This window comes from Phyllobacterium sp. 21LDTY02-6 (assembly GCF_023554255.2).
Taxonomy (GTDB): Bacteria; Pseudomonadota; Alphaproteobacteria; order Rhizobiales; family Rhizobiaceae; genus Phyllobacterium.
In genome coordinates, this window is sequence record NZ_JAMJWD020000006.1 from 357,568 (window position 1) to 376,880 (window position 19,313).

20 protein-coding genes and 1 tRNA gene are annotated in these 19,313 nt (G+C 62.3%); 18 read left to right on the forward strand and 3 right to left on the reverse strand.

Annotated elements, in window-relative coordinates:
* Positions 1–49 precede the first annotated feature (49 nt).
* Positions 50–1,081 carry an Ldh family oxidoreductase gene (locus M8997_RS20195; RefSeq protein WP_250019709.1) on the reverse strand — a complete coding sequence of 344 codons (1,032 nt, stop codon included), beginning with the start codon at positions 1,079–1,081 and terminating at the stop codon, positions 50–52.
* Positions 1,082–1,224: 143 nt separating this feature from the next.
* Here M8997_RS20195 and M8997_RS20200 point away from each other — a divergent pair, with 143 nt between their 5' ends.
* The 3 genes from M8997_RS20200 to M8997_RS20210 all read left to right on the forward strand — a co-directional run bounded on the left by M8997_RS20200 (position 1,225) and on the right by M8997_RS20210 (position 3,664).
* Positions 1,225–1,425, forward strand: coding sequence for a KTSC domain-containing protein (locus M8997_RS20200; RefSeq protein ID WP_250019708.1), 201 nt, complete (start codon positions 1,225–1,227; stop codon positions 1,423–1,425).
* A gap of 854 nt (positions 1,426–2,279) precedes the next feature.
* Positions 2,280–2,738 (forward strand): type II 3-dehydroquinate dehydratase, encoded by a 459-nt coding sequence (locus M8997_RS20205; protein WP_250020346.1) that lies wholly within the window; start codon positions 2,280–2,282, stop codon positions 2,736–2,738.
* Positions 2,735–3,664 carry a glyoxylate/hydroxypyruvate reductase A gene (locus tag M8997_RS20210; RefSeq protein WP_250020345.1) on the forward strand — a complete coding sequence of 310 codons (930 nt, stop codon included), beginning with the start codon at positions 2,735–2,737 and terminating at the stop codon, positions 3,662–3,664. Before M8997_RS20205 ends, M8997_RS20210 begins: the two co-directional genes overlap by 4 nt.
* Here M8997_RS20210 and M8997_RS20215 read toward each other — a convergent pair.
* Positions 3,658–4,578, reverse strand: a complete 921-nt coding sequence (locus M8997_RS20215) for a LysR family transcriptional regulator (RefSeq protein WP_250020344.1) — start codon at positions 4,576–4,578, stop codon at positions 3,658–3,660. The genes M8997_RS20210 and M8997_RS20215 overlap by 7 nt on opposite strands.
* 340 nt (positions 4,579–4,918) lie before the next feature.
* Here M8997_RS20215 and M8997_RS20220 point away from each other — a divergent pair, with 340 nt between their 5' ends.
* The 15 genes from M8997_RS20220 (at position 4,919) to M8997_RS20290 (ending at position 18,850) form a co-directional block, all read left to right on the forward strand.
* Positions 4,919–5,962 (forward strand): ABC transporter substrate-binding protein, encoded by a 1,044-nt coding sequence (locus M8997_RS20220; protein ID WP_250020343.1) that lies wholly within the window; start codon positions 4,919–4,921, stop codon positions 5,960–5,962.
* A gap of 70 nt (positions 5,963–6,032) precedes the next feature.
* On the forward strand, positions 6,033–6,884 hold the full coding sequence (locus M8997_RS20225) for an ABC transporter permease (protein ID WP_250020342.1): 852 nt from the start codon (positions 6,033–6,035) through the stop codon (positions 6,882–6,884).
* 1 nt (position 6,885) lies between these two features.
* The gene (locus M8997_RS20230; RefSeq protein WP_250020341.1) at positions 6,886–7,701 is read left to right on the forward strand and encodes an ABC transporter permease; all 816 of its coding nucleotides are present in this window, start codon (positions 6,886–6,888) and stop codon (positions 7,699–7,701) included.
* Entirely contained in the window at positions 7,685–8,827 is a 1,143-nt protein-coding gene (locus M8997_RS20235; protein ID WP_250020340.1) for an ABC transporter ATP-binding protein, read from the forward strand. The genes M8997_RS20230 and M8997_RS20235 overlap by 17 nt, the downstream gene beginning before the upstream one ends.
* A gap of 245 nt (positions 8,828–9,072) precedes the next feature.
* On the forward strand, positions 9,073–10,056 hold the full coding sequence (locus tag M8997_RS20240) for a TRAP transporter substrate-binding protein (protein WP_250020339.1): 984 nt from the start codon (positions 9,073–9,075) through the stop codon (positions 10,054–10,056).
* Positions 10,053–10,871, forward strand: a complete 819-nt coding sequence (locus tag M8997_RS20245) for an Asp/Glu racemase (RefSeq protein ID WP_250020338.1) — start codon at positions 10,053–10,055, stop codon at positions 10,869–10,871. Before M8997_RS20240 ends, M8997_RS20245 begins: the two co-directional genes overlap by 4 nt.
* Positions 10,868–11,386, forward strand: coding sequence for a TRAP transporter small permease (locus M8997_RS20250; RefSeq protein ID WP_250020337.1), 519 nt, complete (start codon positions 10,868–10,870; stop codon positions 11,384–11,386). Before M8997_RS20245 ends, M8997_RS20250 begins: the two co-directional genes overlap by 4 nt.
* A complete protein-coding gene (locus M8997_RS20255; RefSeq protein WP_250020336.1) occupies positions 11,386–12,666 on the forward strand; it encodes a TRAP transporter large permease in 1,281 nt (426 codons plus the stop codon). The genes M8997_RS20250 and M8997_RS20255 overlap by 1 nt, the downstream gene beginning before the upstream one ends.
* 202 nt (positions 12,667–12,868) lie before the next feature.
* Positions 12,869–14,119: an NAD(P)/FAD-dependent oxidoreductase gene (locus tag M8997_RS20260; protein ID WP_250020335.1), complete on the forward strand. Its 1,251-nt coding sequence runs from the start codon at positions 12,869–12,871 to the stop codon at positions 14,117–14,119.
* A 3-nt stretch (positions 14,120–14,122) separates the two neighbouring features.
* Positions 14,123–15,148, forward strand: a complete 1,026-nt coding sequence (locus M8997_RS20265) for an NAD(P)H-quinone oxidoreductase (protein ID WP_250020334.1) — start codon at positions 14,123–14,125, stop codon at positions 15,146–15,148.
* Positions 15,149–15,212: 64 nt separating this feature from the next.
* On the forward strand, positions 15,213–15,626 hold the full coding sequence (locus tag M8997_RS20270) for a RidA family protein (protein WP_250020333.1): 414 nt from the start codon (positions 15,213–15,215) through the stop codon (positions 15,624–15,626).
* 45 nt (positions 15,627–15,671) lie between these two features.
* Positions 15,672–16,346 carry a DUF1028 domain-containing protein gene (locus M8997_RS20275; protein WP_250020332.1) on the forward strand — a complete coding sequence of 225 codons (675 nt, stop codon included), beginning with the start codon at positions 15,672–15,674 and terminating at the stop codon, positions 16,344–16,346.
* A gap of 34 nt (positions 16,347–16,380) precedes the next feature.
* Positions 16,381–17,319 (forward strand): LysR family transcriptional regulator, encoded by a 939-nt coding sequence (locus M8997_RS20280; RefSeq protein ID WP_250020331.1) that lies wholly within the window; start codon positions 16,381–16,383, stop codon positions 17,317–17,319.
* 23 nt (positions 17,320–17,342) lie between these two features.
* Positions 17,343–18,509 carry an acetylornithine deacetylase gene (argE, locus tag M8997_RS20285; RefSeq protein WP_250020330.1) on the forward strand — a complete coding sequence of 389 codons (1,167 nt, stop codon included), beginning with the start codon at positions 17,343–17,345 and terminating at the stop codon, positions 18,507–18,509.
* A gap of 110 nt (positions 18,510–18,619) precedes the next feature.
* The gene (locus M8997_RS20290) at positions 18,620–18,850 is read left to right on the forward strand and encodes a DUF6429 family protein (RefSeq protein ID WP_250020329.1); all 231 of its coding nucleotides are present in this window, start codon (positions 18,620–18,622) and stop codon (positions 18,848–18,850) included.
* Between the two features lie 236 nt (positions 18,851–19,086).
* Here the strand turns inward: M8997_RS20290 and M8997_RS20295 are convergent.
* Positions 19,087–19,163 (reverse strand) — tRNA-Met (locus M8997_RS20295).
* Between the last annotated feature and the right edge of the window lie 150 nt (positions 19,164–19,313).

The window sequence follows — 19,313 nt, forward strand, 5'->3', positions numbered from 1 at the left end:
GCAACATTATGAGATTGTGTTGCAGATCGACGTGCGCAACCGGCGCTTGCTAGTTTGAGAAGCCGAGGAATTCCGCCGTATCCGGATCGAGCGGTATGCCGTCGCGCAGCCGTTCTTCTTCCACGCGCCATTCCCGGTCGCCGGGCGCCATGACCTTTCCGCCTTCGACGCTTGGAACCGCGCGCAACTGATCGAGATAGGCACGCATGCCCGCCGCGAAGATCTCCGCGCCGGCAAAACGCGACGGATCGATCGCGAGGAAGAAATGTCCCATGTTGCGCGGCGTCGATATGTCCGTGCCGCCGACCATCGGGATGAAATCCGGGTCCAGCGTCGTGCCCATCAGAATCGAGGAAAGCAGTGTTGCAACACCTGCCAGGCCGGCTCCCTTGAAGCCATAGCCGACGCCGCCGAGTGGCAGGAGCATGGCAGCCGCCCCGGCGTCGAGCGTCGGCTCGCCCTTGTCGTCCGCCGCCACGCCAGCCGGCAGTTCCTTGCCGAGCGAGCGGTAGAGCAACACCCGATTGAGCGGGATCGACGATGTCGCCATATCGAGCAGCCAGGGCTTTTCGCCGGGAACAGGCGCCGCAAAGGCAAGCGGGTTGGTGCCGTGGAACGGCTTCGCGCCATCGAACAGGGTGACGACGGAATCGGTGTTGGTGGTGGCGAATCCGATCATTCCGGCCTCGGCTATTGCGCGGGCATAGGCGCCGGCGGCACCAAGGTGCGACGAACGCACCGCGCCCACCGCGCCGATGCCGCTTTCACGGGCAATCTCGACCGCGAGCGCCGCAGCCCTGTAGGATGTGAGATGGCCGAGCGCATCGTCGCCGTCGACTACGGCAGTTGCCGCCCCCGTACGCCGCGTCGTGACCTCCGGCGTGGGATTGACCCTGCCGCCCTTCAACACGCGGCTATAATGCACGACCAGGCGCGCGCCGTGACTGTCGACGCCCAGCAGCGAAGCGTGCATCAGCGCCTTCGTCGTGGCCTCCACGCTTTCTTCCGACGCACCGGCGCTTCTCAGCCTGTCGGCGATCCGCAATGACAGTTCGGCTGCATCAACCCGTATCTCAGTCATGAATATCGATTCCCATTCTATCTATGCTTGCAAGGCCCCTGAATACGGTTGTTCAAGCCATGGATGCAAGCTTGTCTGGCACTGGGCGGAACTCAAATGCGGTCGTCGCGTTTCACCGGCATTCAGCATCAGGAGGGAGCGCAATGCCTTCCAGCGTCATAAGAAACACCGCCTATGACGACCAGAACAGGATATTGTCGGTGTGGTTCGTGCCGAGCGGCAAACGCTATGATTACAAGGGCGTGCCGTCGGACGTCTATGCCGCCTTCCGGCGAGCAACGTCAAAGGGCTCGTTCTTCAACAATCACATCCGCGACCATTACCCCTTCAAGGAGGTTCACTAGCGGTGCCATAAAAAAGCGATTGCACCACCGTTGCTGCGCCCTTCGTGCTTCACTTATGCAACACACGGCCCTCCGTGGGGGATAAATGGAAACTTATCCCACCACTTTGAAACCGGGTTATTGTGATTCGGTCCTTTCCAGTGGGGGAGCAGCTTCCGGTGCTGTTTCGACAAGCTGGGAAAGGGTGGCGTTGCCGAATAGTCGGAAGTGACAACCCCGATCGGCCGGCAAACTGCAGAAGGAAACGGAGGTAGCGCTCATGTTTCCGGGTTGTTGCGTCTGACAAACGCAATGATAGCAGGCAAAGACGTCGCGGGCGGTCTTCGGACCTCGACCCTGATACCTACTGACGCGCTGAAGACCGCCCGTCTCCCCCCATTTTCAATGACCAGACGCGATTTTCGCGGGCGTGGTGCGGATTTTCCGTATCCAGCATCTGCAACAAGGGATTGCACCCCACCTCCCTCATGGTGAGCCAACCTCCCTCATGCTGAGCCTGGTGAGCCTGCCGAACCACGAAGCACGCACTATTTCGATGCAGCGCTGTAAGGGGACTGCACAAACGTTGCTGCGCCCTTCGACAAGCTCAGGATGAGGGAGAGTAGAGTTTTGCAGGGTTCTAGTTCTGCAAGGTTTCAGACCCAAGCTCCCAACCTTCCCGCCATCAAATTAATCCCCTCAGCATGAGGGAAATTGGATTGATTGCAGGGTAGTGGTTCTGTGAGGTTTCAAGCTCGGCATGATCGAGGCAAGCGGGCGACCGTTCATATGCTGGTCCGCTCCAATGAATAGATTTATACTATTAGATCGCTTCGCAGGTTTGGCTATGTTTGCTTCATATCAAGGAGCAGCGCATGACTTCCCCACACACAGTTTTCTTCCTCAACGGTCCGAATGCCAACCTTTATGGCCTCGATAAATCGGGGACCTACGGAAACGAGAGTTTTCAGTCGATCGGCGAACGGTGCCACGCCCATGCGGCCACCCTCGGCCTGCAGCTCGAATTTCGCCAGTCCAACCATGAGGGGCAGATCGTCGACTGGATTCAGGAGGCCAGGCAGGCGGCGCAGGGCGTGGTCATCAACGCCGCCGGGCTGACCTACTCTTCCATCCCGATCCTCGACGCCCTGCTGGCCTATGACGGCCCGATCATCGAAGTCCATATGAGCAATATATGGAAGCGAGAACCCTTCCGGCATCATTCCTATGTGTCAAAGGCGGCCACCGGCGTCATCGCCGGCCTGGGGCCGCTTGGCTACGAACTTGCGCTTACGGCCGTTGCGACGCTCATCCGCGAAGGCAGCGCGAAATGACGCGGTCCTGCATGGTGTTCTATAGTGCCCTCGACGATTTCGACGCCTGGCGGACAGCGCTCGAACCGGAAGGGATCGAGCTTTGCCGCAGCGAGGATATCACCGACGCGGACCGCGTGCGTTCCGCGCTCGTCTGGAAGCCGCCGCAGGGCTTTTTCCAGGATTTTCCCAAGCTCGAACTCGTCGTCAACCTGGGCGCGGGCGTCGATGCCCTTGTCGGCCGCGACGACCTGCCTGACGTTCCCATCACCCGTCTTTCCGATCCGCGCATGGCACGGATGATGGCGGGCTTCGTGCTGTTTGCCGTCACCCGCTACGCCCGCGACATTCCGCAATTCGAGAAGGCGCAGCGCGACCGGCGCTGGCATTACATTCATCCGAAAGATCCGGACAGCATCACCGTCGGCGTGCTGGGGCTCGGGGAACTCGGGCTCGAGGCCGCCCGGGAATGCAGCCGTCACGGTTATCGCGTGCTCGGCTGGTCGCGAACCCGCAAGGACGTCGAAGGCGTTTCCTGCTCCAGTGGCGCCGATGCGCTCGTCTCCGTATTGTCCCGATCCGACATCGTCGTCTGCATGCTGCCGAAGACCCCGGATACCGACAATCTCCTCGATGCAGCCATGTTCCGTTCGATGAAGCAAGGGGCGTTCTTCATCAACGTGTCGCGCGGCAGCGTCGTGGACGAACCGGCGCTGATCGAAGCGCTGGCATCCGGCTGGCTCGGCGGTGCGACGCTGGACGTCTTCGCCAAGGAACCGCTTGCGGAAGACAGTCCGCTCTGGGCGATGGAGAACGTCCTGATCACGCCGCATCTGGCATCGATAGCCCTGCCCTCGTCCGCCGCCAGGCAGATCGGCGAGAATGTCCGCAGGATCGCACGCCGGGAGCCCGTGCTGAGCCGGATAGATCCGCAACGCGGCTATTGAACCAGGCCGAACATGCCGCCCTTGGAAAAGGCCTCGCGCAGGTAGTCCGCGAACGCCTGAACCGCCGGACGCGACCCATGGCGCGTCAGGCGCAGGAAGGTGACCGTGGCGGGCGGAAGCCGTTCGGAGATCGGCAGGAGAGCGATCCTGCTGCCGTCATAGCCGATCGTCGTGCAGGGCAGCACGTTGTGCAGCGAATAGCCCTGCCCATGGCCGACAAGACCGCGGATAAGCTCGGAAGAACGCGTCCTGAATGCAACCTGCGGCTCCAGCCCGCAGGCGGCGAACAGCGAAAAGAAATAATCGCGCGAATGCGGCAGGTCGAGCAGGATGAACGGGTCGCCCGCCAGCTCCGCAAGACTGATTTCGTCGCGGCCGGCAAGCGGATGGTTGGCGGAGACCAGCGCATAAGGCGGCAGATCGGCCAATTTTTCGCCGATAATCTCGTCCGGCACGGCAAAATGATAGGACAGCGCCAGTTCCGTGCGCCCCGAGATGAGATGGCCGATCATCTCCTGCTGGTCACCCTCCTCGAGCTTCACCGAAATTCCGGGATAGCGCTGCGCAAAGCCGGACAGCAGCGCCGGCATGAACCGGATCGCCAGCGTCGGGAAACTGCCGACGACGATTTCGCCGCGCAACGCATCGCCGAGCGCCTGTGCGCTGTTGGCGAAGTCGCGGGCGTGGTTGAGCAGCAGCCGCGCGTCATTGACATATCGCTGCCCGGCCGCCGACAGGGTGACACCGCGGGCGTGATGGCGGACGAATATCTGGATGCCAAGCTGGGCCTCCACCTGTGCAAGCGCCGTGGATATGGACGGCTGCGACACGTTCAGCCTCCGGGCCGCCTCGGTGACGCTGCCGCAATCAGCGGTTTCCACCACATAGCGCAGGACACGAAGTGACAAGTTCATAGTCAAAGCCTATTCAAACCAGAAGATAATAATATTTTCCGGATGCTAAGAGGTGCACCATCATCCGTCCAGCTTATTTTTGAAGCAAAATAACGAGTGCACTTGGAATTGGTTACAAAATGGGCGTTTATGTCGGCCTGGAGGCTGGGCGTCGCAACAGACGCACCGATGCAGGCATGGCCTGCCGGCATTGCAGCCTTTTACGCCGCCAGCCTTGTTGTGGCGATTCCAGTCGCGGGAGGAAAAAGGAGGAACTGCGCATCGCCGACGGGAGAAGCGGCGAAGTGCGAAGGATATGCCCGGAAACTCAACTTTCACCAAAGAAAAACAGGGGAACAGCATGTATCGCACATCCATATTGATGGCCGGATTGATTTCGGCCCTGACATTTTTTTCACAGGCGGGCGACGGCCATGCCCAGGAAAAGCTGGTCGTCAGCACCTGGGGCGGCAGCTTCCGCGACCTGATCGACGAGGCGATCGGCCAGAAGTTCACCGAGGAAACCGGCGTCCCGGTCGAATATGTCACCGGCGGCACGATGGACCGGCTCAATCAGGCCAAGCTTGCAGGCGGCACGCCGGAAAGCGACATCACCTTCACCACCGCCCATGTCGGCTGGCTCTATGCCAATGACGGCCTGTACGAGACGCTCGATCTCTCCAAGGTGCCGAATGCGTCGCATCTGGTGGAGCAGGCCAAGATCAGCCCCTACCATATCGGCGCCTGGGCCTATGTCTACACGATCGGCTATCTGCCGGACCAATTGCCCGAGGGCGTAAAGTTCGACAGCTGGGAGGGTCTGTGGAACCCTGCCCTCAAGGGCATGATCGCCTCGCCTGATTTCGATCCGAGCCATGTGATCGCAGTTGCCGCGAAACTCGAAGGCAGCGATGCGGCCGGATGGGAGAAGGGCCAGGAAAAGCTCAAGGCGCTGAAGCCGAACTACAAGGCCTTCTACACCAACGACGCCAATAGCCAGCAGCTTTTCGCCACCGGCGAGACGCCGGTGCAGGTTATCCTGTCGATGAACGCCTATTACATGCGCGACCAGGGCGTGCCGGTGGAGATCGTCATCCCCAAGGAAGGCGGCGTGCTCGGTGTGGATACGATGGCCATCATGAAGGGGACCACCAAAAGCGAGCTCGCCTACAAGTTCTTGAACATCGCGCTCGATCCGGCGGTGCAGGCCAAGATCGCCGAGCTCAAGAAGGGCAGCCCGGTCATCGACAATGCCACCCTGAGCCCCGAGACCGCCGCCCTCCCCGGCATTTTCACCACCGCCGACCAATGGGCAAGCCAGACGCTGATCATCGACCACAAGCTGCGCGCGGAAAAGACCGCCGAATGGCGCAAGTGGTTCGCGGAAAACATGATCGGCCAGTAACGAAGCATGAGGCGCCCGGCATCGCCCGCCCGTCGAAACGGCGCGGGCGGTATCGCGCGAAGGATATCACATGAAGCAACGGCCATTCATCGGCTGGTTCGTTTCGCCCGCCGCCCTTGTGGCGCTCGGGCTGGCGGCCGCCATGGCAGCCATCCTGCAATACAGCGTGCGGGCCTATGTGCCGGGCTCGCTCGACGTAGGCGGGCTGACGCTCGAAAATTTCACCGCGCTCCTGCGCCCCCTTTACGCCTGGGCCTTCTGGGGAACCATTCTTCTTTGCCTGCTGACGGCGACCTTCACCCTGTTCCTTGCCTATCCGGTCGCCTATGCGCTGGTGCGTGTCCGGAGCAAGGCGCTGAAATCCTTCATCCTGATCGCGTCGGTGACGCCGCTTTTCCTCGGCGAGGTCGTGCGCACCTATTCCTGGATGATCGTGCTCGGCAATAATGGCTTCATCAACAGCGTGCTGAAGTCGCTCGGCATTATCGACCGGCCGCTGCAGATGATGTTCACCACGCCGGGCGTCGTCGCCGCGCTCGTGCATGTGACGATGCCGATCATGGTCATCATGCTGGCGGCGGGGCTTTCCCATATCGACAGGAATTACGAGAAGGCGGCCGAAAGCCTCGGCGCCAGTCCGGTGCGCTGCTTCCTGACGGTGACGCTGCCGCTGTCCATGCCCGGTATCGTCGCCGGTTTCTCGACTGCTTTCGCCTGGACCTTCAGTGCGTTCGCAACCCCGCAATTGATCGGCGGCGGCAAGGTCAACACCGTATCGACCCTCGTCTACCAACTGGGCTTCGCCTCCTTCAATTTTCCATTTGCCGCGAGCCTGTCGCTGGCCGGTCTCGTGATGACCTTTGCGGTCATCGCCCTGATGAAACGGGCAATGCGCCCGGTCGAACGCCTGGGAGAACAGTGAGATGCCGTTTTCGATGCGCAAATCTCCGCTCGCGCTGGCGGGTATATTGCTGGTGGCGATCATTCTCGGCTTTGTCATGCTGCCGGCGATCGTCGTCACCATCACCGCCTTCAACGACAAGGCCATCCTGGCGTTTCCGCCGCAATCCTATTCCTGGCGCTGGTTTGCCCGCGCGCTCAGCTATGGCGATTTCCAGAAGGGCTTCTGGAACGGGCTGATCGTCACCGCATGGGCCTCGACGATCGCGCTGATCGTCGGCAGCGGCTTCGCGCTTGCCCTCCACCGCTACGCGTTCTCGCTCAAATCGACGCTCGAGGCGGTGCTGCTGTCGCCGCTGGTCATTCCGCATTTCACCATCGGGCTCGGCCTGCTGATCCTGTCGGCCCAGTTGACGGTCGGCCGCGGCTTTCCGCTGGTGGTGCTGGCGCATGTCATCCTTGTTCTGCCCTTCGTGCTGCGCAGCGTCTTCATCTCGCTGCAAAACCTCGACGGGCGGCTGGAACTCGCTGCCAGCAGCCTCGGCGCCTCGCCGCGCCGCGTCCTGTTCACGGTCACCTTGCCGCTGCTGGTGCCGGGGCTGGTCAGCGGCTGGCTGTTTGCCGCGATCCTGTCCTTCAACGAGTTCACCGCCACGCTTTTCGTCTCCAACCAGGCGACCCAGACCCTGCCGGTCGCCATGTACAATTACGTCCGCGAATATGCCGACCCGACCCTTGCCGCTCTGTCGGTGATCTACATCGTCGTCACGGCCCTGCTGCTGACCCTCGCCAATCTCTTCTTCGGTCTTGGAAAAATCCTCAATGTTGACGCGCACTGATATTGCCACCCCCACATCACTCCCGGCGGAAAAGCCCGTGGTCCAGCTCGACGGCGTCACCAAGCGGTTCGGCGAAGCGATCGCACTGCACGAGGCATGGCTGAAAATCGTCCCCGGCGAGTTCATGACCCTGCTCGGCCCCTCCGGCTGCGGCAAGACCACGCTTCTCAACCTGATTGCCGGATTTCTCGATGCCGATGGCGGCGAGATCTTCATCGACGGCATCCTCGTCACCGAGACGCCGGCGCATAAGCGCGAAATCGGCATCGTCTTCCAGAATTACGCGCTGTTTCCGCATATGACGGTGGCCAACAACATCGCCTACGGCCTGAAAACGCGCGGCATCGGCGCCGACGAAATCAAAAGGCGCGTCGACGAAGCACTCGCGCTCGTCAAGCTCGACGGTTTCGGCGACCGCAAGCCGCGGCAGCTTTCGGGCGGCCAGCAGCAACGGGTGGCGCTTGCGCGGGCGCTGGTGATCCGTCCAAAAGTACTGCTGCTCGACGAACCCTTTTCGGCGCTCGACAAGAACCTGCGCGCCTCCATGCAGATCGAGCTGAAGGAAATCCAGCAGCGCCTCGGCGTCACCACCATCTTCGTGACGCATGATCAAGGTGAAGCGCTCTCGATGTCGGACCGGATCGCCGTCATGTCGGCGGGGCGCATCCGCCAGATCGCCGCGCCGCAGGACATTTATCGCCGGCCGCAGGACCGCTTCGTCGCCTCCTTCATCGGCGACGCCAACGTGCTCAAGGGAAAACTGTCGGCGGTGACCGACGCCGTGGCGCAGGTCACGGTCGGATCGCTGTCGGTGGAGGTGCCCGCGGCCCCGCTGGCCGGGCTCGCCGCCGGGGCGGATGTCGATCTGTTCGTCCGGCCCGAACATCTTGTGCCGGTCGACGGCGATGGGGGTCCGGCCGCCCCGAGCCTTGCCGGCACGGTCAGGACCCAGGTCTTCCAGGGCGGTCACGTCGACCTGTACATCGATCTCGGCGAGCACGCGGCGCAACCCGTCTTGCTCAGGTCGTCCGCCGCCCTCGCGCCTTCGAAATGGCAAACCGGCGATGTCGTCCGCGTCCGGCCGGTCTCGGCCGATCTCGTCGCCTTTCCGAAACAGGACGGCTGATACGTATAGTTAAATAGAGTGGAGCTCTACACCGAACAGTTACAAGCTATTCAAGTTCCAAATCGAGATAAACATGAACTATGTGATGAATTGACGTGCAATATAGGCTCCACTTATTCGGCATCTGACCAGAAAATAATCAAATTAAAGCAACGAAATGCCTCCTATATAGCCGCTTCGCCTCTTGAATATTTTGGAACTTCATCAAGAATATTCGATCATAACAAGAAAAGAGGGTGATCATAATGTCCATGATAAAGAAGATAGGTTTTGCTTTCGGCCTCGCAGCCAGCGTCCTTTCGGCGGACCTGGCGGCAGCCCAGACGAAAATGCGGCTGGCGGTGGAGACCACCAGCGGCGATCCGACCAATGTGATGCTGGCGGCATTCCGGGACGAACTCAAGAACACGACCGGCGACGCCTTTGCCATCGAATTCGCCGATGGCGGCTCGCTCGGGGATGAGAATGCGCTGGCGGAGCTTATCCGCGCCGGTGCGGTGGAAGTCATTCCGCTCGGCTCGGATGGCGTTGCGGCACTCGACGCGAAGTTCTCGATCTTCGATACGCCCTTCCTGTTTTCCGGCAAGGAACAGGCGCGTGCAATGCTCGACGGCGAGCTCGGGCAGATCATGGCCGCCTCGCTGAAGGAAAAGGCCAATCTCGAAGTTCTGGCCTTCGGCGAGCTCGGCGTGCGTGTCGTCAGCAATTCCAAGCGTGCGATCAATACACCGGCGGATCTCGGCGGCCTGAAGATCCGCACGCCGAACAGCCCGACACGCATCATGGCCTTCGAGACGCTCGGCGCGTCACCGACGACGCTCGCCCTCGGCGACGTCTATATGGGCCTGAAGCAGGGCGTCATCGACGGGCAGGAGAACCCGCTTTCGGTCATCAAGGAATTCTCGCTGTTCGAGACCCAGCCCCACATTTCCCTGACCAACCACATCTACACGCCGATCACCCTGGTCATGAACGGCGCGGCCTTCGATGCGCTTTCGGACGATCTCAAGGCCAAGGTCAAGGCCGCCGCCATGGTCGGCGTCCAGAAGACCCGTGTCCTGTCGGATGAGAGCGACGCAAACCTTGTCGCAGAGTTCGAAAAAGCCGGCGTGACCATCACCAGGCCGGATATCGCCGCCTTCCAGTCTGCCGCAGCGCCGGTTCGCAGCAAGATCGCGGAAGTCGTCACCCCTGAATTCATGGCCAAGGTCGAGGAGACACTCCGTTGAACGTCGCAACATCCAGGTCTCCGGCGAAAGCCGGAGCCTACCCGCGTTTTCGCTATGACGGCTCGGGCAATCTGGCACGCATCGGCCTCATCTACATCGCCTCCAGCGTGGTGATGGAGGAAGAGATGTGGGCGATGTCGGCTGAAGGCGTCTCCACCCATACGGCCCGCATCAAGCTGCCGAAAGTGACGGTTCAGGGCATCGAGGAGATGATGGGCGCGCCCGAACTCGAAACCGCGGCTCGCATGGCAGGAGCCGCGCCGATCGACGTCCTGCTGTTCGGCGGCACCAGCGCTTCGTTCCTGCACGGCACGGCCTATGACCGGGCCCTGATCGACAAGATCAGGCAATGGGTGCCGGGCCCCAAGGTGACGACGGCATCGACGGCGACCCTCGCTGCCTTGAAGAAGGTAGAGGCCGGCAAGGTGGCTCTTGCCACGCCCTATCTGCCGGAAATCCACGAGCGGGCCATCCGCTTCCTCGAGGAGAATGGCCACGCCGTCGTCAAGAGCGGCCATCTCGGCATATCGGACGACCATGCGCTGGCGGAGGTCTCGCTTGAAGAGGTCTATGACCATGTCCTGTCCGTCGATCATCCGGATGCCAGTGCGATATTCGTCTCCTGCACCAATTTCCGCACCGTGGGCGCCATCGAAGCGCTGGAAGATCGCCTCGGCAAGCCGGTGATATCGGCGAACCAGGCATCGTTCTGGCATTGCCTGGAACTCGCCGGCGTTGCAGGCGCGCGCCCCGGTTACGGCCGCCTTTTCGACGGCAGCACCTGCGGCAACACTCGCGACGGGGGTGAACGATGACGCAGGCTGCCGCACCGACCCCCAGCGAAATCCTGAGCCAAGAGGTGACGCGTCGCTCGAAGCTCCGCAGCGCGTTCCAGTGGCTGGTCGAGACCGCCGCCATCATGCTGCTCGTCGTCCTTGTCAGTCTGGTGCTTGCCAACTCGCTCGGACGTTATCTCTTCTCAAAGCCCCTGCCCTGGACCGAGGAAGTGGTGACCGCGCTGCTGATGTGGCTTGGCGCACTTGGCATCACCATCGCCGCGCTCAAGAACGAACTCATCAGCTGCGCGATCTGGACGCAACGCCTGACCGGGACTTCCAGATACGCGCTTGCGATCTTCCAGTCGGTATTTTCCATCGCGGTCGTGGCAATCGTCGGCGTGCTCGCCTGGCGTTATCTCGGCATCTTCGGCTCCGACCGGACGCCGATCCTCGGCATATCGAAGGCCGTCGCCATCTCGGGCATTCTCGCGACCTGCGCCGGGCTCGGCATCGCCTTTGCCTTCAACATCATCGAGGGGAGGAAAGACTGATGCTGGGTCTTGCCGCCGTCACGCTCTTCATCCTCTGCGCCCTCGTGCTGATCGGGCTGCCGATCGTCATATCGCTCGCGGCCTCGGTGCTGTTTTTCCTCGCGATCAGCGGCGGATGGGAACTGGCGCTGCCGCAGCAGACGCTCGGCGGCGTCGGCGACTACATTCTCATCACGCTTCCCCTGTTCATCCTTGCCGGCGGCATCATGAACGCCACGGGGATCGCCGACAAGCTCTTCGATTTCGGCGTCGCCCTGGTGGGCTGGCTTCGCGGCGGCCTCGCCCATGTCGATGTCGTCGCCAGCGTCATGTTCGGCGGCATGATCGGCACTTCGGTCGCCGATCTCGCCGGCAGCGGCTCGGTCACCATCCCGAAGCTCAAGGCCCATGGCTATCCGGGTCCGTTTGCAGCGGCCGTTACCGCAACCTCTTCGGGCATCGGCGTTCTCATTCCGCCAAGCTCGCCGATGATCCTCTATTCCGCCGTCACCGGCACCTCGCTCGGCGCACTTTTCCTGGCCGGCGTCATTCCGGGCCTCCTGATGGCGCTGGCGATGATGATCACCATTTCCATTCTTGCGAGGCGCAACGGCTGGAAGCCCGTGGGAACGTTCCAGTGGAAAGAAGTGCTTCGCACGGGCAAGCATGCGATCCTGCCGCTCGGCATGCCCGGCCTTATCCTCTTCGGCCTGATGTTCGGCATTTTCACTGCCACCGAGGCAGGTGCCTTCGCGGTCGCCTATGCGGTGGTGCTGGCGGCTGTCGTCTATCGCACGCTGACATTCTCCAACTTGCGCCGCGCGCTCGTCGATTCCTGCATCCTCACCGGCGAAGTGCTGATGGTCGTCGGCTTTTCGACGGCGCTCGGCTGGGCGCTCTCGCAGGCCGGCGTTCCCGCGGCGCTTGCGCATGGGCTGGAAACGGTCTTCCCGTTCGAGAATACGACGCTCAAGATCTTCGCACTTCTCGCGATCGCGTTGATCGCGGGCATGGTGCTCGATCCGCTGATCCCGATGATAATGCCCGTGCTATTGCCGTCGCTGATGGCGATGGATGTCGATCTCATCCATTTCGGCGTGCTGATGGTGACGACGGTCGTCATCGGCCAGGTGACGCCGCCGGTGGCGATAGCGCTTCTCGTGGCGGCGAAGATCGGCAACGAGGATGTCATGCGGGTGACCAAGGCAAACATGCCGTTTCTCGTCGCGCTGTTCCTGTTCCTGATCCTGTTGACGCTGTTCCCCGTGCTGTCGACGGCGCTTCCGGCCCTCTTGAAATAGGGAAGAGACATGGCGCGCCACCCTCCAGACCATCCGGCTTGAGCCACCAAGGATTTCCCGAGCTTCTACCAAGGAAGATACTTCTTTTCACCGCAGCCCGTCGCACGCAATCCTCTGCGACAGACGTCTTCGATCAGCCAGTCCCGCCGCCTCAAGCAAGGGGCGCCTGTCTGGTCGCATTGCCCAAATCTAGGAATTGAAGATGACAATCGAAAAAATAGATACGCTCGTCGTCGGCGCCGGACAGTCCGGGATAGCCATGAGCGAACATTTGAAGGACTGCGGCGTCCCACACATCGTTCTCGAGCGGAACCGGGTGGCGGAGCAATGGCGGACGGGCCGCTGGGACTCTCTCGTCGCCAATGGGCCGGCGTGGCACGACCGTTTTCCGAACCTCGAATTCGATGACGTCTCGCCCGACACCTTTCCGCCCAAGGACAGGATGGCGCGCTACTTCGAAGACTACGCCAACATGATCGACGCCCCGATTCGCACCGGCGTCGAGGTCAAGCGCGTCCAGCGCAACGAGGGACGCCCGGGCTTCCTCGTCACCACGTCCGAGGGCCTGATCGAAGCGCAGCGGGTGGTGGCTGCCACCGGTCCGTTCCAGGTGCCGCAATATCCCAATATCGTTCCGGCCGACGCCGGGATCGAGCAGCTCCATTCCTCCGCCTACAAGAACCCGGGGCAACTGCCCGAAGGTGCAGTCCTCGTCGTCGGTGGCGGAGCCTCCGGTTCGCAGATCGCCGAGGAGCTGCAGCGCGCCGGCCGCAAGGTCTACCTGTCCATCGGCGAGCACTACCGCCCGCCCCGCTCCTACCGCGCGCGCGATTATGTCTGGTGGCTGGGCGTCCTCGGCAAGTGGGACGAGATCAAGACGATTGCCAAGAAGAAGCACGTGGCTTTCGCCGTCAGCGGTTATGATGGCGGCAAGACCGTCGATTTCCGCCTTCTGGCCGAAAGAGGCGTCACGGTTCTTGGCATGACCAGTGGCTACCGCGATGGAATATTGAACATCAACAACGACCTCGCGGATAACATCGCCGAGGGTGACCGCGCCTATCTCGAGGTCCTGCGCGAGGCCGACGCCTATGTCGAGCGCAACGGCATCGACCTGCCGGCCGAGCCGGAAGCCTGGGAAATCGCGCCGAACCCGGATTGCATCGCCAACCCGATTCTCGAGCTCGACCTCGCCAGGGCCGGGATCACGACGATCATCTGGGCGACCGGCTTCAAGTTCGATTTCAGCTGGCTGGATGTCGATGCCTTCCATGAGGATGGCACGCCCTTCCACAAGCGCGGGATCTCTTCCGAAAGGGGCATCTATTTCCTTGGTCTTCCCGAACTGACGAACCGCGCGTCATCCTTCATCTACGGCTGCTGGTACGACGCGAAATACATAGCCACCCACATCGTGGTACAGCGAAACTACGCTGCCTATGAAAGGGAATAGTCCATGACCGCCGAGGCCGCCGCCATCCCTCGAGCCATGACCGCCGTAATCGCCGAAGCCCCCGGCGGAGCTGAGGTCCTGACCCGCGTGCAGCGCGACGTGCCGCGCCCGGCCATCGGTGAAGTGCTGATCTCCGTCGCCGCGGCGGGTATCAACCGACCCGACATAATGCAGCGATCCGGCGCCCTGCCCGCACCGGCCGGCACGTCCGACATTTTCGGGCTGGAGGTTGCGGGACGCATCGTGGCCTGTGGCGATACGGTCGACGCCGCCTTAATCGGCACCGAGGTCATGGCGCTGGTCAAGGCCGGCGGTTATGCGACGCATGTCTGCGCCCGCGCCGACCATTGCCTGCCGGTTCCGGCGGGACTTTCGCTGGTCGAGGCCGCCGCCTTGCCGGAAGGGCTGTTCACCATCTGGCACAATCTCTTCGACCGGGGTGCGCTCCGCTCCGGCGAAACACTTCTGATCGAGGGCGGCGCATCAGGCATCGGCACGCTGGCGCTGCAGCTGGCAAAAGCCGTCGGCGCCAGCGTGATCGCGACTGCCGGCGGGGCCGAGAAATGCGCAAGGCTCGCTGCCATGGGTGTTTCGGCAGTCGATTACCGCGAACCCGGCCAGGACGAACGCATCCTCGAGCTGACCGAGGGTCGAGGCGTCGATGTCGTGCTCGACATTCTCGGCGGCGAGGCCGTCAACCGACACCTGGCGCTGATGGCGCCGGGCGGCCGTCATGTCGGCCTGTCGTTCATGACCGGTGCGACGGCCAGCATCGATCTCGGATTGCTGATGCGCAAGGGGCTGTGGCTGACGTCCTCGACGCTGCGGCCAAAGCCGGATGCGGAAAAGGCAGACATCGCCCGGAGCATCGTCCGCCATCTGCTGCCGCATATCGGCGCCGCCGGTGTCCGTCCGGTCATTTCCGCTATTCTGCCGCTCACGCAGGCCGCCGAGGCGCATCGCCTGCTGGAGAGCGGTACGAATTTCGGCAAGATCGTCCTGCAGCTAGCCGAGGAAACGCAGCCATGATCCGCGTATCCTCTGCCGACCATCCGTTAACCCCTTACCCGTGCGAACAAAGGTAACAGCCCAAATGGCCCATTTCCGTCACCGCAAGTTCAACACTAGCGACACCTATCCCGAGCAGAAGCTCGACAATGATCTGGCGCAGGCCGTGGTCGCCCGCGGAACGACCATCTTCCTGCGCGGCCAGTGCCCGCAGGACCTGGACACGGCGAAGAACATCGACAGTCACGACCCGGTCGAACAGACCCATAAGGTGATGCAGAACATTCGCCAGCTGGTCGAGGAATGCGGCGGCAAGATGGAGCATGTGACCAAGCTCGTGGTCTATCTCACCGACGTGCGTCACCGCGAAGCCGTCTATCGCACCATGGGCGACTATATCCGTGGTGTGCACCCGGTCTGCACCGGCCTGGTGGTCGTGGCGCTGGCCCGTCCCGAATGGCTGGTCGAAATCGACGCCACCGCCGTCATTCCTGATTGACCGGCTTCGCATGAACGCCGCAGCAAACCGCATCGAGGATAGAACATGACCTTTTCCATCGTTGGCCACTGCCCCGAAACGGGGATGTTCGGTCTCGCCATCTCCTCCTCCTCCCCCGCCGTAGCGGCCCGTTGCGCCTTCGCCCGGGCGGGAGTCGGCGCCGTTTCGACGCAGAACATCACCGATCCGCGCCTCGGTCCGAAAACGCTGGACCTCATGGAGCGCGGAGCCACGCCCGGCGAGGCATTGGCGATCCTCGAGCGGACGGGCGAGCATATGGCCTGGCGCCAGGTTCTCGCCGTCGGGCGCAGCGGCGAGAGCGCGATCTATTCCGGCTCCGAGGTGCTCGGCCTGTGGAGCGAGGCGCAGGACGTGGACGTGGCCGCGGCGGGCAATCTGCTTGCCGACACCGCCGTTCCGGAGGCAATGGTCAGCACGTTTGGCAGGACCAGAGGCGGGCTGGGCGATCGATTGATGGCGGCGCTTGCCGCGGGTCTGGCCGCCGGCGGCGAGGCGGGGCCCGTGCATTCGGCTGGCCTGCTGATGGTGGACCGGCAAAGCTGGCCGATCGCCGAACTGCGCATCGACTGGACCAATGGCTGTCCGATCGAAGCTCTCAGCGAGGCCTGGAAGGTCTTCGCGCCGCAGATGGACGCCTATGTGACGCGCGCGCTCGACCCGCGCAGCGCACCGTCCTACGGTGTGCCGGGCGACGAGTGACCGCCGCCGGCGACAGCCAGAGGATGCAAGCACGATGCCACTTCGATTCACGCTGCGACAGCTCGAATATTTCATCGCCGTCGGCGAAGCGGGCAGCATCGCCACGGCCGCCGAAAGGAAAAACGTCTCCGCGCCGTCGATGTCCTCTGCTATCGCCCAGCTGGAATCGGGATTCGGGGTGCAGCTTTTCACCCGCCGCCATGCCCAGGGCTCGGTGCTGACGCCGACGGGCGAGCGGTTCATGGAACAGGCACGGGTGGTCCTGGACGAGGCCGCCCGGCTGAACGAGCTGGCGACGGTCTTCACTGGCATGATCCGGGGATCGTTGCGCGTCGGCTGCATGCGAACCTTCGTCCAGACCATCATCCCGCAACTGCGGCGCAGCTTCGAAGACAAGTACGAGAACGTCGATTTTTCGCAGCAGGAACTCGATCAGGCGCAGATATTCGAGGCGCTGGGGCAAGGGCGGATAGACGTCGCCGTCACCTACGATCTGGCGCTGCCGAGCGACATCACCTTCAAGCCGCTGCACGCGCTGCCGCCATTCGTTCTGATCTATCCCGACCATCCGCTGGCGCGTCACGACCGGCTGCGGCCGGAGGATCTGCTGGATCATCCGATGGTGCTGCTCGACCTGCCCCACAGCGCCGAATATTTCATGTCGCATTTCCGCCATCTGGGGCGGCGCCCGCGCATCTCGGAGCGCACTGTCGAAGTGGCCGTGCAGAGAAGCCTTGTTGCCTCGGGATATGGTTTCGGCATCACCAACCTGCGCACGATTTCGACGGAATCCCTCGATGGCCGGCCCCTGAAATTCATTCCGCTCGAAAGCGACGTCCAGCCGCTTCAGCTGGGGCTTGCCATGCCCCGGGTCGCGCATGTGTCGCGCACCATCCAGGCCTTCATCGACCACTGCCACGAAGCAGCCGACGACGGCGGCCTGCCGGGCATCGTCATATCTCCCAGGGCTTAGTGCCCACAATCCGGATCCAAGCCATGGCCCCTCAAATACCCGAAATCCTGTCCCGGCTGGTTGGCTTTCCGACCATCTCCCGGCAATCGAACCTGGAGCTTCTCGACTATGTCGAGAGCCTGCTCGTGCCGGCCGGCATTACAGTGCGCCGGTTTTCGCATGCCGATGGAAGCCGGGCCAATCTGTGGGCGACGGCAGGGCCCGAGATCGATGGCGGCATCGTCCTGTCCGGGCATAGCGACGTGGTCCCGGTTGCCGGCCAGGACTGGAGCTTCGACCCCTTCGTCCTGCGGCAGGACGAAGGGCGCTGGTATGGCCGCGGCGCCGTCGACATGAAGGGTTTTGTCGCCGCTGCCATCCATGCAATGCTGAGTGCGGCGGCACGGGACCTGCAGAAGCCGCTGCACCTTGCACTGTCCTATGACGAGGAAGTGGGCTGCCTCGGCGTGAGGGGCATGATCGAAAGCCTTGCCCGGGAGCCGCTGCGCCCGGCCTTCTGCCTGATCGGCGAGCCGACCGGAATGCGCCTTGCTACGGGTCACAAGGGCAAGACGGCGCTCAGGGCCTGCTGCCAGGGACAGGAGGGGCATTCCGCCCTCGCCCCGCAGGCGCTCAATGCCCTTCATCTCGGCGCCGCCTTCCTGCAGCGGCTGCAGGCCCGACAAGAGCAGCTTGCTTCCGACGGCGCACGGGACCCCGCCTACACCATCCCCTACACGACGATCCATGCCGGCGTCATGCGTGGAGGCGAAGCGCTGAACATCGTGCCGCGCTCCTGCGAGATCGAATTCGAAATCCGCCATATCGCCGCCGACGATCCCTCGGCCATCCTGTCGAACCTCCTCCACGATGCGGAAGCTATCGTCTCCCCTCATCGCGATCGTTTCGCCGGAGCGGCGATCAAGATCGAGACGCTGTCGAGCTATCCCGGCCTTGATACGCCGGAGGACAGCCCGACGGTAAGCCTCGTGGCGTCGCTTCTCGGCACCAATCTGCCGACGATCAAGGTGGCGTTCGGCACCGAAGGCGGCCTGTTCGCGCAAGGCCTCGAAATCCCGGTGCTGATCTGCGGACCCGGCGACATGGCACAGGGGCACAAGCCCGACGAATATGTCGAGATTTCCCAAATCGAAAAATGCGAGCGCTTTCTCGAACGCGTGGTCGGTGTGCTGGAACGGCGGAATGCTTGAAGTCCGCCGCCCATTCGCGACCAGTCACTGCACCTCCATGATTGACCGCGCACGCAAATGCGGGCTCGGCCGGGCTGCATTTTCGGCTGGTCCTGTGATATGTTTCGGGCATGGAGATCGATGACGAGAAGATCGACGATGTTGTTCTCGCATTATTATGGCTCACGCTGCATGACGAGCGTCGGGCCTGGAAAGGTTTCGACTGGGACGTGCTGGCCCGCCTGCATCGGAAGGGTCTGATTGACGATCCGGCAAACAGCTCCAAATCTGTCGTTCTGAGCGATGAAGGTCTGCAACGGTCGGAAGAACTGTTCCGCTCCCTGTTTACGCGCCCGACGTGATAATCGCCATGTTTCCAACCTTACCGCCACCAAACCACTTCCCTCATGCTGAGCGTGTCGAAGCAGGCAATAGTGTTTGTGCAATCCCTTTTTTGAAGCGGGCACGAGGATGGTGCCTGCTTCCTTGTGTGGATCTGGCGATGTGTTGGGGATGAGAAGCTGGTTCCGAGGCCCAGAAACGCCAAAAGCCCCTTGCGGGGCTTTGTCTGGCTTGATGCCTGCTGGCTTGTCTGGTTTGGTTGCGGGGACAGGATTTGAACCTGTGACCTTCAGGTTATGAGCCTGACGAGCTACCGGGCTGCTCCACCCCGCGTCACCGTTTTTTTGGCGTGTTGGTTTTTAAACGGCAACGGCCGCTTGCGCGGCCGGTATTGATTGAAGAGTTGTTTCCTGTTGCGTTTTGCAGACCTGGCAGCGACCTACTCTCCCGCGTCTTGAGACGAAGTACCATTGGCGCTGGGGC

Coding starts and splice junctions, on each gene's coding strand:
- M8997_RS20230 (WP_250020341.1), top strand. CDS start 6,886: ATGCCGTTTTCGATGCGCAAATCTCCGCTCGCGCTGGCGGGTATATTG.
- M8997_RS20290 (WP_250020329.1), top strand. CDS start 18,620: ATGGAGATCGATGACGAGAAGATCGACGATGTTGTTCTCGCATTATTA.
- M8997_RS20225 (WP_250020342.1), top strand. CDS start 6,033: ATGAAGCAACGGCCATTCATCGGCTGGTTCGTTTCGCCCGCCGCCCTT.
- M8997_RS20240 (WP_250020339.1), top strand. CDS start 9,073: ATGTCCATGATAAAGAAGATAGGTTTTGCTTTCGGCCTCGCAGCCAGC.
- argE (WP_250020330.1), top strand. CDS start 17,343: ATGGCCCCTCAAATACCCGAAATCCTGTCCCGGCTGGTTGGCTTTCCG.
- M8997_RS20220 (WP_250020343.1), top strand. CDS start 4,919: ATGTATCGCACATCCATATTGATGGCCGGATTGATTTCGGCCCTGACA.
- M8997_RS20270 (WP_250020333.1), top strand. CDS start 15,213: ATGGCCCATTTCCGTCACCGCAAGTTCAACACTAGCGACACCTATCCC.
- M8997_RS20265 (WP_250020334.1), top strand. CDS start 14,123: ATGACCGCCGAGGCCGCCGCCATCCCTCGAGCCATGACCGCCGTAATC.
- M8997_RS20275 (WP_250020332.1), top strand. CDS start 15,672: ATGACCTTTTCCATCGTTGGCCACTGCCCCGAAACGGGGATGTTCGGT.
- M8997_RS20215 (WP_250020344.1), bottom strand. CDS start 4,578: ATGAACTTGTCACTTCGTGTCCTGCGCTATGTGGTGGAAACCGCTGAT.
- M8997_RS20205 (WP_250020346.1), top strand. CDS start 2,280: ATGACTTCCCCACACACAGTTTTCTTCCTCAACGGTCCGAATGCCAAC.
- M8997_RS20210 (WP_250020345.1), top strand. CDS start 2,735: ATGACGCGGTCCTGCATGGTGTTCTATAGTGCCCTCGACGATTTCGAC.
- M8997_RS20235 (WP_250020340.1), top strand. CDS start 7,685: ATGTTGACGCGCACTGATATTGCCACCCCCACATCACTCCCGGCGGAA.
- M8997_RS20260 (WP_250020335.1), top strand. CDS start 12,869: ATGACAATCGAAAAAATAGATACGCTCGTCGTCGGCGCCGGACAGTCC.
- M8997_RS20280 (WP_250020331.1), top strand. CDS start 16,381: ATGCCACTTCGATTCACGCTGCGACAGCTCGAATATTTCATCGCCGTC.
- M8997_RS20200 (WP_250019708.1), top strand. CDS start 1,225: ATGCCTTCCAGCGTCATAAGAAACACCGCCTATGACGACCAGAACAGG.
- M8997_RS20255 (WP_250020336.1), top strand. CDS start 11,386: ATGCTGGGTCTTGCCGCCGTCACGCTCTTCATCCTCTGCGCCCTCGTG.
- M8997_RS20195 (WP_250019709.1), bottom strand. CDS start 1,081: ATGACTGAGATACGGGTTGATGCAGCCGAACTGTCATTGCGGATCGCC.
- M8997_RS20250 (WP_250020337.1), top strand. CDS start 10,868: ATGACGCAGGCTGCCGCACCGACCCCCAGCGAAATCCTGAGCCAAGAG.